Genomic DNA, 14188 nt, shown 5'->3' on the forward strand with positions numbered 1-14188 from the left:
ATTTGGATCATGTCGGTGGCAGGCCCACGACAAAGTCGTGGGCCTCGCGCGCGGCATGACGCCACGTGGTCAGAGTGCCGTCGAGGTCGTCGTCGTCGACCGGGAAGGCCACCCATTCCTTCATGGTTCGTTTGCCCATCGTGACTTCCTGAGCGGCCCCCGCGCGGAGGATCTCCTCAGCGCGGGGGCGCGGGAGCTTGACGATCAGGCGACGGTCGCGGCCGAGGAACGCGAAGATCTTGCCGTCGACTCGCAGGCCCGGGCTTCGGAACATCGTGCCGAACTCGACGGCGGGTTCGCGGAGGAAGTCGGCAGCAAGCTCGTCGAGGAGTGCGCGTGCCGGGTCCGCGGGATCAGTTTCGTCACGCATGCCGCTCTCCTGCAGGGTGGTTCGGAAACAGGACCCGGTGTCGCGCGACGGCGAACTGGTGCGGCCGATGTGGATCCGCCTCAGCTGCTGCTGCCGAAGACACCGGAGGGTGGATCGACCGGGTAGGCCGCGACGTTCATGATCACCGAACCTTCACACGGGCCACTCTCGATGTCGGTACGCCACGAACCGGTCAGCGTGCCGTCTCGTTGCGGGGTGTAGATCGCCACCGAGGACGCCGGCGCCCACACCTTGGGCACGCCCTCGCCCTGCCAGCAGTCCCATTGCCAGTCGTAGTGATGAACCCAACTTGTCCCGTCCCAGGTGTACTGCGGGGGTTGGGGCAGTGTCGGATTGGCGGGCGTGGGCCCGTCGGTCACGGTGGCCACGCAGGTTCCGCCCGAACAACTCGTCTCGAACGCGTAGGTATCGGCGAAGTCGGGCTCCCATTGCCGCGCCGCCAGACTCGTCCCGGTCTTCGTCGCGGCGAAGCGCTTCACCGAGTACTCACCGGACCAGGACGGCTGCGCCGCGCCCGCAGACGAGGCGCCTGCGGGCGCGGCCCCGGCAACCAGCCAGATAGCGATCAACGCAACTGCCAGCAGTGCTTTTCGCATAGGCGAATCGAAACACGCCGGCCGGCCGCGTGGTCACCGAACGCCGAATTGTCCGGCGCCGTGGTCAGGCGCCGACGTACTCCGCCAGGTGCTTGCCGGTGAGGGTGGACCGGTCGGCGACGAGGTCGGCGGGCGTGCCCTCGAAGACGATCCGGCCGCCGTCGTGCCCCGCGCCGGGACCGAGATCGATGATCCAGTCGGCGTGTGCCATCACCGCCTGGTGGTGCTCGATGACGATGACCGACTTGCCCGAGTCGACGAGGCGGTCCAGCAGGCCGAGCAGGTTTTCGACGTCGGCGAGGTGCAGGCCGGTGGTGGGCTCGTCGAGGACGTAGACGTCGCCCTTCTCACCCATGTGGGTGGCGAGCTTGAGTCGCTGCCGTTCACCGCCGGACAGTGTGGTGAGCGGCTGACCGATCTTGACGTAGCCGAGCCCGACATCCGCCAACCGCGCCAGGATCTTGTGGGCCGCAGGGAGTTTCGCGTCACCGGAGCCGAAGAACTCCTCGGCCTGGGCGACGGACATCGTGAGCACCTCGCTGATGTCCTTGCCGCCGAACTTGTAGTCCAGCACCTCGGCCTGGAACCGCTTGCCCTCGCACACCTCGCACGGGGTGGAGACGCCGGCCATCATCGCCAGGTCGGAGTACACGACGCCGGCGCCGTTGCAGTTGGGGCAGGCACCCTCGGAGTTGGCGCTGAACAGGCCGGGCTTGACGCCGTTGACCTTCGCGAACGCCTTGCGGATCGGGTCGAGCAGGCCGGTGTAGGTGGCGGGGTTGCTGCGGCGGGAACCCTTGATCGCCCCCTGGTCGATCGACACCACACCGTCGCGCTTGGCCACCGAGCCGCCGATCAGCGAACTCTTGCCCGAACCGGCGACGCCCGTCACCACGACGAGCACGCCCAACGGGATGTCGACGTCGACGTCGCGCAGGTTGTGGGTGCCGGCACCGCGCACCTCCAGCGCGCCCGACGACTTCCGCACCGACGGCTTCACCGACGCGCGGTCGTCGAGGTGCTTGCCGGTGAGCGTGCCGCTCGAGCGCAGTTCGTCCACGGTGCCCTCGAACACCACCTCGCCGCCCTCGGTGCCGGCGCGGGGGCCGAGATCGACGACGTGGTCGGCGATCGCGATCGCCTCCGGCTTGTGCTCGACGACCAGGACGGTGTTGCCCTTGTCGCGCAGCTGCAGCAGCAGGTCGTTCATCCGCGCGATGTCGTGCGGGTGCAGGCCGATGGTGGGCTCGTCGAAGACGTACGTGACGTCGGTGAGCGACGACCCGAGGTGGCGGATCAGCTTGGTGCGCTGCGCCTCTCCGCCGGACAGCGTGCCCGCCGGGCGGTCGAGGCTGAGATAGCCGAGTCCGATCTCGACGAACGAGTCGAGCGTCTCGCCCAACGACTTCAACAGCGGCGCCGCCGACGGCGCGTCCAGCCCGCGCACCCATTCGGCGAGATCGCTGATCTGCATGGCGCAGGCGTCGGCGATGCTGACCCCGTCGATCTTCGACGAGCGCGCCTCCTCACTCAGCCGCGTGCCCTCGCAGTCGGGGCACGTCTGGAAGGTGATCGCGCGATCCACGAACGCGCGGATGTGCGGCTGCATCGCCTCGCGGTCCTTGGACAGGAACGACTTCTGGATCTTCGGGATCAGACCCTCGTACGTGACGTTGACGCCCTCGACCTTGACCTTGGTCGGCTCCTTGTAGAGGAGGTCGTTCAACTGCTTCTTGGTGAACTTGGCGATCGGCTTGTCGGGGTCGAAGAATCCGCAGCCGCGGAAGATGCGGCCGTACCAGCCGTCCATGCTGTAGCCGGGGATCGTCAGCGCACCCTCGTTGAGCGACTTCCCGTCGTCGTACAGAGCCGTCAGGTCGAAGTCCGAGACCTTGCCCATGCCCTCGCAGCGCGGGCACATGCCACCGGTGACGCTGAAGGCGCGACGCTCCTTGACGGTCCGGCCGGCCTTCTCCACGGTGATCGCCCCGGCACCGCTGACGGAGGCGACGTTGAACGAGAATGCTTGCGGCGAGCCGATGTACGGCTTTCCGACCCGGCTGAACAGGATGCGCAGCATCGCATTGGCGTCGGTCGCGGTGCCGACGGTGGAGCGCGGGTTGGCGCCCATCCGCTCCTGATCGACGATGATCGCCGTCGTCAGCCCGTCGAGCACGTCGACGTCCGGCCGCGCCAGAGTCGGCATGAAACCCTGCACGAAGGCGCTGTACGTCTCGTTGATCATCCGCTGCGACTCGGCGGCGATGGTGGAGAACACCAGCGAACTCTTGCCGGAGCCCGAGACACCGGTGAACACCGTCAGCCGCCGCTTCGGCAGTTCGACGCTGATGTCCTTGAGGTTGTTCTCGCGCGCGCCGTGCACGCGGATCAGATCGTGGCGGTCGGCGGCGTGAAGCTCAGGCGACTGCTGGTCCGTCGTCGTGGCCGTGCTCATCGTCTCTCCCTCTGTGTCGGGCCGCCGTCGCGGCCACCGTGCCTGCGTCCGACCGACCGCGGCGTCATGCGGATGTGGTCTCCCACTCGAACCCGTCCGGGTCGGTGAAGGGTGCGGCTTCGCTACCGACGACGATACGGTGCGATCCGGTCCCGTCCGGGGAGACGCCGGCGTCCTTCGCGAGCGCGCGGCGCCCGTAGATCGCCAGCTTGACCTGCGAATCCGGTGCCGCGAACTCGACGTACTTGCGTCCGAAGCTCTTCGCCACCTCCAGCCCGCGGTCGACGTAGAACCCTCTGCTCGCCTTGACGTCCTCGACACCGAGCAGCAGCACGACGTCGTCGATCTGCCGGGTGGCGGGGCCGGTGTTCTTCTTCGACGACGTCGCCACCTTCCAGATCGCGCCGTCCGGGGCCTGCACGACGCCGCCGTAGCCCCAGAAGCCCTTCTTGGCGGGCTTCAGCGTGGTGGCGCCGCCGTCGAGGGCGGCCCCCACGAACGCGTCGACGATGTTCGGCTGCGACACCACGAGCGAGAGGGTGTAGCCGCGGAACCCGGCCGTCGGCGCCTCCGCCGCGCGGACGCCCACGCGATCGCCGACGCCGAAGGCGGCGTAGAACGCCTCGGCGGCCGTGGGGTCGGGTACTTCCAGGATGAGGGACGCGATGGTGGTCGGTGACTTGGAAGTGGTCATGTCAACGCACCTCGTTGATTCGGAGCAGGTTGCCCGCGGGGTCCCGGACGGCGCAGTCCCGGATGCCGTACGGCTGGTCGATCGGCTCCTGGACGATGTCGGCGCCGCCGGCCTCGAGCTTCGCGAAGGTTGCGTCGAGGTCGGGGGTGGCCAGGGTCAGGATTGCGTACGTCCCCTTCGCCATCATCTCGGTGATGGTGCGGCGCTCGTCGTCGGTGATGCCGGGATCGGCGGCCGGGGGATGCAGGACGAGGGACGTGCCGGGCTGATCCGGGTGGCCGACGGTGATCCAGTACATCCCGTTGTAGCCGACCTCCTTTCGGACCTCGAATCCGAGCAGGTCGCGGTAGAAGGCCAATGAGGCCTCGTGGTCGGTGTGCGGCAGGAAGGCTGAGTGAATGGTGATGTCCATGGCAGTCACGCTAAATGCGGTGCGCGGGTCGGCGCTTCTCGATTCCTGATCGGTCTGGTCACCTGCTTCGTGACGCACGACGGCATCTCCTCGGCCGAGCGCGCCTGATCCCGGTAGACGCTGGGCGGGACACCGACCAGCCCGGTGAATCGGGTGCTGAAGGTGCCCAGCGACGAGCAGCCGACCGCGAAACAGACCTCGGTGACGCTGAGGTCGCCACGGCGCAGCAGTGCCATCGCGCGCTCGATGCGTCGCGTCATCAGATAGGCGTACGGCGACTCGCCGTACGCGAGGCGGAACTGCCGGCTCAGATGACCGGCCGAGACGTTCACGCCGCGGGCGAGCGCCTCGACGTCCAGCGGTTGCGCGTACTCCCGATCCATCCGGTCGCGAACACGGCGCAGCAACGCGAGGTCACGCAGGCGCTGCGCTTCGTCAGGTCTGCTGGTCACCTGCGCGATCGTCCCGCGTCGTACCGGAGTTGTCCAGCGCTGCGGGCCGCCGACCCGCTCCTCGAGCCCACGAATTTGCGGTCGGGTGTCACATCCGGCCCCCGGCCGGTGTCTCCATGCCGAGAGCAAACAACCGCAAGGAGGAATCATGGCTACCAGAATCCCGAAAGCAGAGTTGACCGGCATCTACGGCGCGGTGGTCAAGCGGATGTCCCGCAAGATGCTCGGCGACGTCGCCGAACCGGTCGAGGTGACGTGGCACAACCGGAAAGTGCTGAACTTCAGTTTCACCGTCGGCCGCAAAGCGCAGAAATGGGACCAGTGTGACGAGAACCTGAAGTCGTTCGCCCACATGGCGGTGGCCAGCCTCGTCGGCTGCAGCTTCTGCCTGGACTTCGGCTACTTCCACGCCCACAACGAGGGACTCGATCTGACCAAGGCACGCGAGGTGCCGCGCTGGCGCGAGTCGGACGTGTTCACACCGCTCGAACGCGACGTCATGGAATACGCCGAGGCGATGACCCAGACCCCGCCGACGGTGACCGACAAGATGTCCGCGCGGCTGCTCGAGCAACTCGGTGCACCCGCACTCGTGGAGCTGACCGCGTTCATCGCGGTGGCGAACCTGATGACCCGCACCAACACCGCGTTCGGCATCGAGTCGCAGGGCTTGTCGGCCACCTGTGGTCTCGAGCCGCTCGCCGTACGCTCGACGACATGACCGACGACCCGTTCGTCACCCACCGCAGCCTGCTCTTCACCGTCGCCTACGAGATGCTCGGCTCCGCGGCCGACGCCGAGGACGTGGTCCAGGAGACCTGGCTGCGGTGGGCCGAGGTCGATCGGGCCGAGGTGCACGATCCCCGCGCCTATCTGGTCCGGATCGTCACCCGCCAGGCGTTGAACCGGCTCCGGTCGGTGTCGCGCCGCCGGGAGGAGTACGTCGGGGAATGGCTGCCCGAACCTCTGCTCACAACGCCTGATGTGGCCGACGACGTCGAGCTGGCCGAGAACGTCTCGATCGCGATGCTCACCGTGCTCGAGACCCTCGGTCCGGTCGAGCGGGCGGTGTTCGTGCTGCACGAGGTGTTCGAGACGCCGTACCAGGAGATCGCCGAGGTGGTGGGCAAGACCCCGGCCGCGGTCCGGCAGATCGCGCACCGTGCCCGCGAGCACGTCGGTGCGCGGCGGCCGCGGATGCAGGTCGACCGGGACCAACAGCAGGCGGCGGTCGAGAGGTTCCTCGCCGCCGTCTCGAACGGCGACGTGCAGGCACTGATGGAGGTGCTCGCCCCGGACGTGGTGGTGATCGCCGACGGCGGTGGCATCGCGACGGCGGCACGGAAGCCGATCGTCGGGGCCCGACGGGTGTCGGCGTTCCTGGCCCGCGCCGCGACGTTCCCGGACTTCGTGACCGCGCCGACGTACTACAACGGCATGCCGGGAATCCGGATCGACGTCGGCGGCGAGGCCACCGCGGTGAGCGTGGTGGTCGAGGACGGCCGGATCAGCCGGGTGTACGCAATCCGCAACCCGCACAAGCTGGGCTGGCTGGACCGGCCGGCGGAACTGCGGCGGTGACTACTCGGCGACGATGCGGGCACCGACGGTGTGATCGACCCGCAACGACGGTTCCCAGGGGACGATCGAGTCGACCGCCTCCTGCAGTTCGCTGATCGGGGGAAGATCCTGGGGACCGAGCACCGCCACCGTCGCGGTATCACCGTGCCAGACGACGTCGGTCACGTGCGCGCCGGGCACATCCGCCAGCCATCGCTCGCCGGCCTCGGCGATCTGCTGTGCCCACAGCGACGACAGGGTGTTCGCGACCATCGGCACCGCCACGACGACCATGCCCAGCGCGAGGGCAAGGTAGGCGCCACCGCGCTTACCGGCGCCCCATCCCGCTTCGGTGGAATACCCGGCGACGACGAGAACGCCTGTGGCGGTGATGACCAACGCCAGGACGTTCGACAGGAACAGGACCAGGGCGCCCATCGCCAGGGACGGCGCACCGGACCCGAGGCAGACCCCCACGACGGCCAGCGGCGGGACGAGGGAGATCGCGATGGCCACCCCCGGCAACACGTCGCCGACATCGCGGCGCGCGACCGCGATCGCCCCGACCAGACCGGTCGCCAACGCGGCCGTCAGATCGGACAGTTTCGGTGACGTCCGTCCGAGGACCTGCGAGTTCGCCAGCACATCAGTGGAATTGGGGAGCAACTGAGCGAACAGTGCACCCACGACGACGACCAGCACCGCTCCGAGCACCACGATCATCAGGCTGTGCCCGATCAGCCGGGCACGACCGGTGGCGATACCCAACCCGACGCCGAGGATCGGCGTCGACAGTGGGGCGACGATCATCGCGCCGATCACCGTCGCGGTGGAGTCGCCCACCACACCGGCGACCGCGATCAGCCCGGCGAGGGTCAACATCGTCCAGAACGCCGACGCCTTGGCGCTCCGGTCGCCGACCGTCAGATCGAGGCGTTCGTCCAATTCGGGCAGAGGACGGCGTTGAGTATCGGGGATCAGCATCCGGATCCGTCTCTCTCCCACGGGCTACTGCTGCGCCGGTGGCCCGAGGAGGACCCCTCATCGCCGGCGCAGCAGTGCCGATGACTCATTCCGGCGTGACGATCGCGAAGTCCTTGTCACCCGGATCCAGCACCGCCACCAGTCGAGTGAGAACCGATGCGTCACCGCTGATCTCGATCCCGGCGTCCGCGAGGCCGTCGGCCGACAGCCCGCCCAGCGCGAGCGCCGGCAGCGCCCGTCGGGTCGTGGTCAGGATCGCGTCCGCCGAGCCCGGCTGGGGCCGGTTGCTGTAGGTGAGGACGCCGTTGGCGAGCCGCAGCCGGTATCGCTCGTCGACGTCGGTGAGCGCGATGTCGATCGACAGCTTCACGTCCCACGCCCGCGGTCCGTCGATCTGGATGGCCATGGCGTCGAACAGCATGTCCGGGGTCAGCTGGGCGATGACGTCCGGTGCGGCGGTTTCGGTCGGCGTCCCGAACTTTCCCTCGCGAAGCTCGGTGACCGCGGAGAGGTACCAGCTGCGCCAGGTGCCGTTCTCGGCGCCGTAGCCGAGCTGCTCGTAGGTGTCGGCAAGCAGGTCCCGGGCCTTCGCGTGGTCCGGTTGCGCGAAGATCACGTGGTTGACCACCTGCGCCACCCAGCGGTAGTCGCCGGCGGCGAACGACTCACGCGCCTTCGCGACGACCGCGTCCGCGCCGCCCATGAAGTCGACGTAACGCTTCGACTGCTCGACCGGGGTGTGCTCCCACAGGCTCGCCGGGTTGCCGTCGAACCACCCGATGTAGCGCTGGTAGATCGCCTTGACGTTGTGGCTGACCGACCCGTAATAGCCGCGCGCGCTCCACGCGTTCTCGAGGGACGGGGGCAGTTGGAGCTGCTCGGCGATCTCGGGCCCGGTCAAGCCCTTGTTGATCATGCGCAACGTCTGGTCGTGCACATAGGCATAGAGGTCGCGCTGGGTGGACAGGAAGTCCACGACCCGGTCCTTGCCCCACGTGGGCCAGTGGTGGGAGGCGAACACGACCTCGACGTCGTCGCCGAACAGGTCGATGGTCTCGGTCAGGTAGCCGGCCCAGCCGTGCGGGTCTCGGACGACCGCACCGCGCAGCGTCAGCAGGTTGTGGAAGTTGTGCGTGGCGTCCTCGGCCGCGCACAACGCCTTGAAACCGGGGAAGTAGATGAGCATCTCCGACGGCGCCTCCGTATCGGGCGCCATCTGGAAGACCATCCGGACACCGTCGACGGTCTCCTCCTGGCCGGTGGTGGTGACGATGTCCGTCGGCGGGATGAGGGTGACGGTCCCGGTGGAGGTGGTCTGACCCAATCCGGCACCGACCTGGCCCTGCGGCCCGCGAGCGAGCGCGGCGCCGTACATGTAGCCGGCACGGCGACCCATCGCGATGCCCGCGTACACGTTCTCGGAGATGGCGTGTTCGGTGAACCCTTCCGGGGCAAAGATCTTCACCTTGCCGGCGTCCACCTCCTCCTGCGACACGAAACCCCGGACGCCGCCGAAGTGGTCGACGTGGGAATGGGTGTACACGATCGCCTTCACCGGACGGTTGCCACGGTGCTCGCGGTAGAGCTCGAGAGCCGCGCGGCCGGTCTCCTCGGAGAGGAGGGTGTCGACGACGACCACACCTTCGTCACCCTCGACGAACGTGGTGTTCGACAGGTCCATGCCGCGTACCTGGTAGATACCCGGGACCACTTCGAACAGACCGTCGATCGCGTTGAGCTTGGACTGCCGCCACAGGCTCGGGTTCACGGTGTCCGGAGCGTCGCCCTCGAGAAAGGCGTAGGTGTCGTTGTCCCACAGGACCGTTCCGTCCTCCGCCGTGACCGCGTTCGGTTCGCGGCGGGCGACGAGCCCGCGAGTGGCGTCGTCGAAATCCTGCGTATCGGAGAAGGGAAGGCTCTCGAGCAGCTCCTTCTGCTGGCGAATGATGGACTCGGATGCCGAATTCGATGTCATAGCCATGTCGGCAGTGTGGGACGCCCCGCGCCCGTCCGCCTCACCTGGGATGGGTGAAGAGTAGCTCCCCGATGGGGACAGGTGCGGCGACCGGATTCCCCGCCGGTTCTGCCGACAGACGGGAGCTGTGGGTGCTTGCATCCTTCGCCTACGACGGCGACTACGGCACCGTGCTGAACCGTTTCCTGGCGCAAGCCGCCATCGGATGTCCGCTGACCGTTCACGGCTCCAATCCGCGGGCAGCTCGGGCCGCTGACCGGATCGGCATCCGGACGGAACTACCGGCGACGCTCGTCGGTGCCGGCGACCTTGCCGGTGCTGATCGCGAGACGGTTCCAGGTGTTGATCGTGAAGATCAGGGCGAGGACGTGGGCGAGCTCCGCGTCGTCGAACTGCGCCGCGGCCTGCGCGTACACCTCGTCCGGCACGCCGCCGGCGATTCGGGTGACGGCCTCGGTCAGCGCGAGCGCGGCCTGTTCCCGTGCGGAGAAGTAGTGCCTCGCCTCACGCCAGACCGCAACCATGTGCAGGCGCATCTCGTCTTCGCCGGCCTTACGCGCGTCGCTCACATGCATGTGGAGGCAGTAGGCGCAGCCGTTGAGCTGTGACGAACGGATCTGGATCAGCTCGACCAGCGTGGGGTCGAGGCCCTCGCGGGCAGCGGCATCGAAGCCGATCAGCGCCTTGAACGCCTTCGGGGCGGCGGCGGCGAAGGTGACTCGGGGTGCGGTGGTGTTGGTCATGATCACTAATCTAGGGAATCAATAGACCACCCGAGAGGTGCATTCCGATGTCGAAATCATGGGTCAATGTTGCCGAACGTCTCGGTTCCGATCTGCATCTGGAACTGGGCGGAACCGGTTCGCGCCGAGCCGCTCTCGGCCGGGCACTGCGCGGGGCGATCCAGGATGGGCGGCTGGCCCCGGGAACCCTGCTGCCTCCCTATCGGTCGCTCGCGGCCGACCTCGGCATAGCACGGAACACGGTCGCCGCCACCTACTCCGAACTGGTCGCCGAGGGTTGGCTGACCGCCCGGCAGGGTTCGGGCACCCGGGTCGCCGAGCGCACCGCACCCGTTGCACGACCGCGTGTACCGACGAAGCCGTCCCCCGGCCCCGCCGCGCCGGTGCACAACCTCCTGCAGGGGCAGCCGGACACCTCGTCGTTCCCGAGGAGGGCGTGGATGGGGTCGACCCGCCGGGCGCTCACCGCCGCACCCGACAGCGCCTTCGGCCCGGGCGACCCCCAGGGTCGGATCGAGTTGCGAACCGCGCTCGCCGACTATCTCGCCCGCGTCAGGGGAGTGCGCACCGGCCCGGAGTGCATCGTGATCTGCGCGGGCTTCTCCGACGCGTTGCGCCTGCTGTTCGGTGGTGGTGTGCTGCGGGGCCCCCTCGCGGTCGAGGCGTACGGCCTGGCCTTCCACCGCGCACTGCTGGCGGCCGACGGTGTCCGGACCGTACCACTCGGGCTCGACGAACATGGCTCCCGAACAACGGAACTGGCGGATCATCGCGCCGTTCGCTCGGTGCTGCTCACCCCGGCTCACCAGTTCCCGCTCGGTGGTCCCCTCGATCCGGCGCGGCGCCACGCGGCAGTCGAATGGGCGCGGGGGCGGGGTGGGGTGGTGATCGAGGACGACTACGACGGCGAGTTCCGGTACGACCGCGAACCGATCGGTGCGGTCCAGGCCCTCGACCCGGACCACGTCCTCTACGTCGGGTCGGCCAGTAAAAGCCTCTCGACCGCGGTGCGACTGGGCTGGATGGTGCTGCCGGAACGGCTGATCGACCCCGTCCTGGCAGTGAAGGGCCGGCGGGAGCGCTGGACCGGCGTGGTCGACCAACTCACGTTCGCCGACCTGATCAGCTCCGGGGCATACGACCGGCACGTCAGGCAGATGCGCCAGCGCTACCGCGACCGCCGCAACCGCCTGGCCGCCGCGCTGGCCGAGCACGCACCGCACGTCGAACCCGCCGGCATCGCCGCGGGACTGCATGCGGTGCTGCGACTTCCGCCCGACACCGAAGCCTCGACGGTGAAGGCCGCCGCGTGGCAGGGCATCGCACTCGACGGTCTCGCGGCCTACCGCCATCCCGACGCCGCGCCCGTCTTCGACGGCCTCGTCGTCGGCTACGCGGCGCCGACGGACCACGCCTTCGCCGCCGCACTGGCCGCACTGTGCCAGATCCTGCCGCCGGCACCGTGAATCCCCGGCCGGATCGTGCGACGTTCAGGCCGCCGTCGGATACCGCCGAGACACACAGTCCCGCTGCGTGTTCCGTTGTGGTTCAGACCCGGTCGTGCAGGGGCGATGGAGTCTTGGTGGCGCGGTATGCGTCTCCGCTCCGGGTGGGTCGCCAGAGGCGCCAATGTTTCGCGGACAGCCGGAACGGGAGATGGCCTTGCAGATGACGAGCGCCGGGGGCCAGTCGTTCGTCGGCGGGCAGGTTGAGCCACAAGGAGAGCGAGGATGCTGCGGTACCGAGGGTGGCGCGTAGGCCGGAGGCGCCCAGACGCCGGCCGTACCCGTCCACGGCGAAGTGGCCGAAGGCGTCGGGCGTGATGTCGGGGTAGCAGGCGCCGGTGTCCGGGTCGACGAGGCGCACGGGCGTGCTGCAGGTCAGCGCGGCCAGGGACCGTCCGTGGGTCGTGACCTCGGGACCGACGTCGATGAGCGCCTCGAGCGCGTGGCTGACGAATTCGGGTGGGACGTTCCATTCCGTGTGGGTTTGCGCGCGGTAGCGGGGACCGCCGAAGCGCTCGGTGGCGAGCGCTACCACCCGCGCGGTCGGCGCGGGCGGTCCGCCCGCAGAGATCTCGAACGCCCACGCTGCCGGCGACACCGGTTCGGTGCAGGCGCCGACGAAGCTCTGGAGGCGCTGGAATGCCTCGTCGGGGCGCTTGGCGCGAAGCGAGTGCGCACCGCCCGCCGCCGCGGGCAGTCCGTCGTAGGTCACCACGGGTGGGGACGTGATGTCCGGTGTCCGCGCCATGCGCCCATCGTAGGTGTCCGGTTTCCGGAGCCCTGACCGTGCTCGTTGCGGCTGAGGGAGTCTTGAACCAAGGTGGAACAGCGATCGCTCGAGGAACGCACACGGAGAGGCATGGACCTGATGGATCCGATTGAGCTGCTCAGGGACGAGATCGCCGAGAGCGGTCTGTTGACAGCACCATTCGCCGACGACGGAATCGTCATCGGCGCTGCGAGAGTGCCCGCCGCCGGAACGGACGTCACTGTGAACGTCGATCCCGAACTCGAGGACAGGTCGGGCCTGGACACCGGCGTGCTCCTTGCTGCCGTCGAACGAGTGCTGACGATCGCGCCCGCGCGATGGGATCAGGTCGTCGACTCCGTCGCCAACGAGATCGAGGACGCGGTCGGCGATCAGAGCGTGATCGAAGCAACCGACTTGCGCGACGACCTGACCCTCAGATCCGTCGCGGTCCTCCACGACGCGGTCCTGCTCTCCTTCATCGCGCCGAAGCAGTTCCCCGACAGCTGGATCCGAACTCAGCTCGACGAGGATCTCGACGTCGACGACGTTGTCGTCGAGGAGAAGGACGAGAACTACGAGGTCGTCGAGTTCGAGTCGCTCGACGACCTCATGGACCACCTGAGCTCGGCCGAAGACCGCTAGCCGGCTCCGCACACGCTCGCCGGCTACGGCCCGTCCGGCGGCGTCGCCCAGGACGGGCGCCAGGTCGTCTCCGGAAGCGGCGCCAGGCTTCCGAAGTGGTCGATGATCTTCCGTAGCCCGGGATGCGGATTCGACCTCGGGAGGATGAGCGAAAGTGGGTACGCGAGTGTCGGATTCACGATCGGTATGCGGCGTAGGTCATGGTTCGTCGGCCAGATGTACCGGTCGCGTGACCCGACAAGAGTGGCCACGTCGGCGGAGTCCGCGAGGGTGTCCAGGAGTACCTCGTCGCCGAAGTGCGGGCCGGCGGCGTCGATGCTGAGGTCGAACTCGGTGACGAGCTGGTCGTAGAACTCCGCCCATTCGGTGCGCGGCGCGATACCCGGTACCCAGATCCGATGCCGGTGCAGCTGCGGTGGCGTCAGTCTTCGTGCGGCAGCGAGAGGATGCCTCGGGCCGACGAGGAGTTCCAGCGGGGAGTCGAACGCGTGGATCATCTGCACATCGCGCGGCAACGTTGCGGGATCGGTGACCGAGCGGAACGAGGCGTCGATCTCGCCGGCTTCGACGGCGGCCACCGCCACGCGGGGGTCGTTGACCTTGAGGGTCACCACGTCGAGATCGACGTCAGGATGCGACCGCCAATAGTCGTGCAGGATGACTGCCTGCGCGGATCGCAGGCCGAGGACGTCGATCCGAAGGGCCCGCGAGCCCGGCCTGACCGCGGCGACGGCGCGCTCGACACCCGTGACGATGCTTCGTGCGTGCGGGAGGAACGCCTGTCCGTCGAGTGTCAGCTCGACCCCGCGGGCGGTACGCGTGAACAGCCGGACCTCCAGCTCCCGCTCCAGGGCCGCAATCCGTTTCGAGACGGCCTGTTGCGTCACGCCCAGCTCGTTGGCCGCGTGTTGCAGCTGTCCGAGCTCGGCCGCCCGGACGAACGATCGCACTGCCTCGGTATCCATCGGCCCAGCGTATGCACTGTCCAACCGATGGTTGTGGCGCGCCGGAGAACCAGTTGTTTGATC

Annotated in this window: 15 protein-coding genes; 4 read left to right on the forward strand and 11 right to left on the reverse strand. The window is 68.4% G+C overall.

The window, feature by feature from the left end; genetic code table 11:
- Positions 1–7: 7 nt before the first annotated feature.
- The 6 genes from J2X34_RS11240 to J2X34_RS11265 all read right to left on the reverse strand — a co-directional run bounded on the left by J2X34_RS11240 (position 8) and on the right by J2X34_RS11265 (position 5000).
- Positions 8–370, reverse strand: coding sequence for a hypothetical protein (locus J2X34_RS11240; protein WP_174914003.1), 363 nt, complete (start codon positions 368–370; stop codon positions 8–10).
- Positions 371–450: 80 nt separating this feature from the next.
- Complete coding sequence (locus J2X34_RS11245) at positions 451–987, reverse strand: hypothetical protein (RefSeq protein WP_429517240.1); 537 nt, start codon at positions 985–987, stop codon at positions 451–453.
- A 64-nt stretch (positions 988–1051) separates the two neighbouring features.
- The gene (locus J2X34_RS11250; protein WP_429517242.1) at positions 1052–3442 is read right to left on the reverse strand and encodes an ATP-binding cassette domain-containing protein; all 2391 of its coding nucleotides are present in this window, start codon (positions 3440–3442) and stop codon (positions 1052–1054) included.
- A 64-nt stretch (positions 3443–3506) separates the two neighbouring features.
- Positions 3507–4136, reverse strand: a complete 630-nt coding sequence (locus J2X34_RS11255; protein ID WP_429517243.1) for a glyoxalase — start codon at positions 4134–4136, stop codon at positions 3507–3509.
- A 1-nt stretch (position 4137) separates the two neighbouring features.
- Positions 4138–4548: a VOC family protein gene (locus J2X34_RS11260; RefSeq protein ID WP_217487163.1), complete on the reverse strand. Its 411-nt coding sequence runs from the start codon at positions 4546–4548 to the stop codon at positions 4138–4140.
- 5 nt (positions 4549–4553) lie between these two features.
- A complete protein-coding gene (locus J2X34_RS11265) occupies positions 4554–5000 on the reverse strand; it encodes a helix-turn-helix transcriptional regulator (protein WP_429517245.1) in 447 nt (148 codons plus the stop codon).
- Between the two features lie 148 nt (positions 5001–5148).
- Here J2X34_RS11265 and J2X34_RS11270 point away from each other — a divergent pair, with 148 nt between their 5' ends.
- Together J2X34_RS11270 and J2X34_RS11275 are read left to right on the forward strand one after the other, a co-directional pair.
- A complete protein-coding gene (locus tag J2X34_RS11270; RefSeq protein WP_114724375.1) occupies positions 5149–5721 on the forward strand; it encodes a carboxymuconolactone decarboxylase family protein in 573 nt (190 codons plus the stop codon).
- Entirely contained in the window at positions 5718–6581 is an 864-nt protein-coding gene (locus J2X34_RS11275) for an RNA polymerase sigma-70 factor (RefSeq protein WP_429517246.1), read from the forward strand. The genes J2X34_RS11270 and J2X34_RS11275 overlap by 4 nt, the downstream gene beginning before the upstream one ends.
- On the opposite strand, the gene J2X34_RS11280 is transcribed toward J2X34_RS11275, so the two are convergent.
- The 3 genes from J2X34_RS11280 to J2X34_RS11290 form a co-directional block, all read right to left on the reverse strand.
- Complete coding sequence (locus J2X34_RS11280; RefSeq protein WP_429517248.1) at positions 6582–7544, reverse strand: DUF389 domain-containing protein; 963 nt, start codon at positions 7542–7544, stop codon at positions 6582–6584.
- A gap of 85 nt (positions 7545–7629) precedes the next feature.
- The gene (locus J2X34_RS11285) at positions 7630–9519 is read right to left on the reverse strand and encodes an alkyl/aryl-sulfatase (protein ID WP_429517576.1); all 1890 of its coding nucleotides are present in this window, start codon (positions 9517–9519) and stop codon (positions 7630–7632) included.
- Between the two features lie 278 nt (positions 9520–9797).
- A complete protein-coding gene (locus J2X34_RS11290; protein WP_429517250.1) occupies positions 9798–10262 on the reverse strand; it encodes a carboxymuconolactone decarboxylase family protein in 465 nt (154 codons plus the stop codon).
- Between the two features lie 47 nt (positions 10263–10309).
- On the opposite strand from J2X34_RS11290, the gene J2X34_RS11295 reads away from it, so the two are divergent.
- Complete coding sequence (locus J2X34_RS11295; RefSeq protein WP_429517252.1) at positions 10310–11728, forward strand: PLP-dependent aminotransferase family protein; 1419 nt, start codon at positions 10310–10312, stop codon at positions 11726–11728.
- Between the two features lie 82 nt (positions 11729–11810).
- Here the strand turns inward: J2X34_RS11295 and J2X34_RS11300 are convergent, their stop codons facing one another.
- Positions 11811–12515 (reverse strand): hypothetical protein, encoded by a 705-nt coding sequence (locus tag J2X34_RS11300; RefSeq protein WP_429517254.1) that lies wholly within the window; start codon positions 12513–12515, stop codon positions 11811–11813.
- Between the two features lie 120 nt (positions 12516–12635).
- Here J2X34_RS11300 and J2X34_RS11305 point away from each other — a divergent pair, with 120 nt between their 5' ends.
- Positions 12636–13160: a cytochrome C5 gene (locus tag J2X34_RS11305; protein ID WP_429517256.1), complete on the forward strand. Its 525-nt coding sequence runs from the start codon at positions 12636–12638 to the stop codon at positions 13158–13160.
- Positions 13161–13183: 23 nt separating this feature from the next.
- On the opposite strand, the gene J2X34_RS11310 is transcribed toward J2X34_RS11305, so the two are convergent.
- Positions 13184–14125 (reverse strand): LysR family transcriptional regulator, encoded by a 942-nt coding sequence (locus tag J2X34_RS11310; RefSeq protein WP_429517259.1) that lies wholly within the window; start codon positions 14123–14125, stop codon positions 13184–13186.
- Positions 14126–14188: the final 63 nt, after the last annotated feature.

The sequence above is a fragment of the Rhodococcus sp. BE178 genome (assembly GCF_050433545.1).
In the GTDB taxonomy this organism is placed as follows: Bacteria; Actinomycetota; Actinomycetes; order Mycobacteriales; family Mycobacteriaceae; genus Prescottella.

What these genes read in the sequence shown, in the direction of transcription:
- J2X34_RS11270 (WP_114724375.1), top strand. Translation starts at nt 5,149, where the DNA reads ATGGCTACCAGAATCCCGAAAGCAGAGTTGACCGGCATCTACGGCGCG.
- J2X34_RS11275 (WP_429517246.1), top strand. Translation starts at nt 5,718, where the DNA reads ATGACCGACGACCCGTTCGTCACCCACCGCAGCCTGCTCTTCACCGTC.
- J2X34_RS11285 (WP_429517576.1), bottom strand. Translation starts at nt 9,519, where the DNA reads ATGACATCGAATTCGGCATCCGAGTCCATCATTCGCCAGCAGAAGGAG.
- J2X34_RS11255 (WP_429517243.1), bottom strand. Translation starts at nt 4,136, where the DNA reads ATGACCACTTCCAAGTCACCGACCACCATCGCGTCCCTCATCCTGGAA.
- J2X34_RS11250 (WP_429517242.1), bottom strand. Translation starts at nt 3,442, where the DNA reads ATGAGCACGGCCACGACGACGGACCAGCAGTCGCCTGAGCTTCACGCC.
- J2X34_RS11295 (WP_429517252.1), top strand. Translation starts at nt 10,310, where the DNA reads ATGTCGAAATCATGGGTCAATGTTGCCGAACGTCTCGGTTCCGATCTG.
- J2X34_RS11300 (WP_429517254.1), bottom strand. Translation starts at nt 12,515, where the DNA reads ATGGCGCGGACACCGGACATCACGTCCCCACCCGTGGTGACCTACGAC.
- J2X34_RS11280 (WP_429517248.1), bottom strand. Translation starts at nt 7,544, where the DNA reads ATGCTGATCCCCGATACTCAACGCCGTCCTCTGCCCGAATTGGACGAA.
- J2X34_RS11260 (WP_217487163.1), bottom strand. Translation starts at nt 4,548, where the DNA reads ATGGACATCACCATTCACTCAGCCTTCCTGCCGCACACCGACCACGAG.
- J2X34_RS11240 (WP_174914003.1), bottom strand. Translation starts at nt 370, where the DNA reads ATGCGTGACGAAACTGATCCCGCGGACCCGGCACGCGCACTCCTCGAC.
- J2X34_RS11290 (WP_429517250.1), bottom strand. Translation starts at nt 10,262, where the DNA reads ATGACCAACACCACCGCACCCCGAGTCACCTTCGCCGCCGCCGCCCCG.
- J2X34_RS11305 (WP_429517256.1), top strand. Translation starts at nt 12,636, where the DNA reads ATGGATCCGATTGAGCTGCTCAGGGACGAGATCGCCGAGAGCGGTCTG.
- J2X34_RS11310 (WP_429517259.1), bottom strand. Translation starts at nt 14,125, where the DNA reads ATGGATACCGAGGCAGTGCGATCGTTCGTCCGGGCGGCCGAGCTCGGA.
- J2X34_RS11245 (WP_429517240.1), bottom strand. Translation starts at nt 987, where the DNA reads ATGCGAAAAGCACTGCTGGCAGTTGCGTTGATCGCTATCTGGCTGGTT.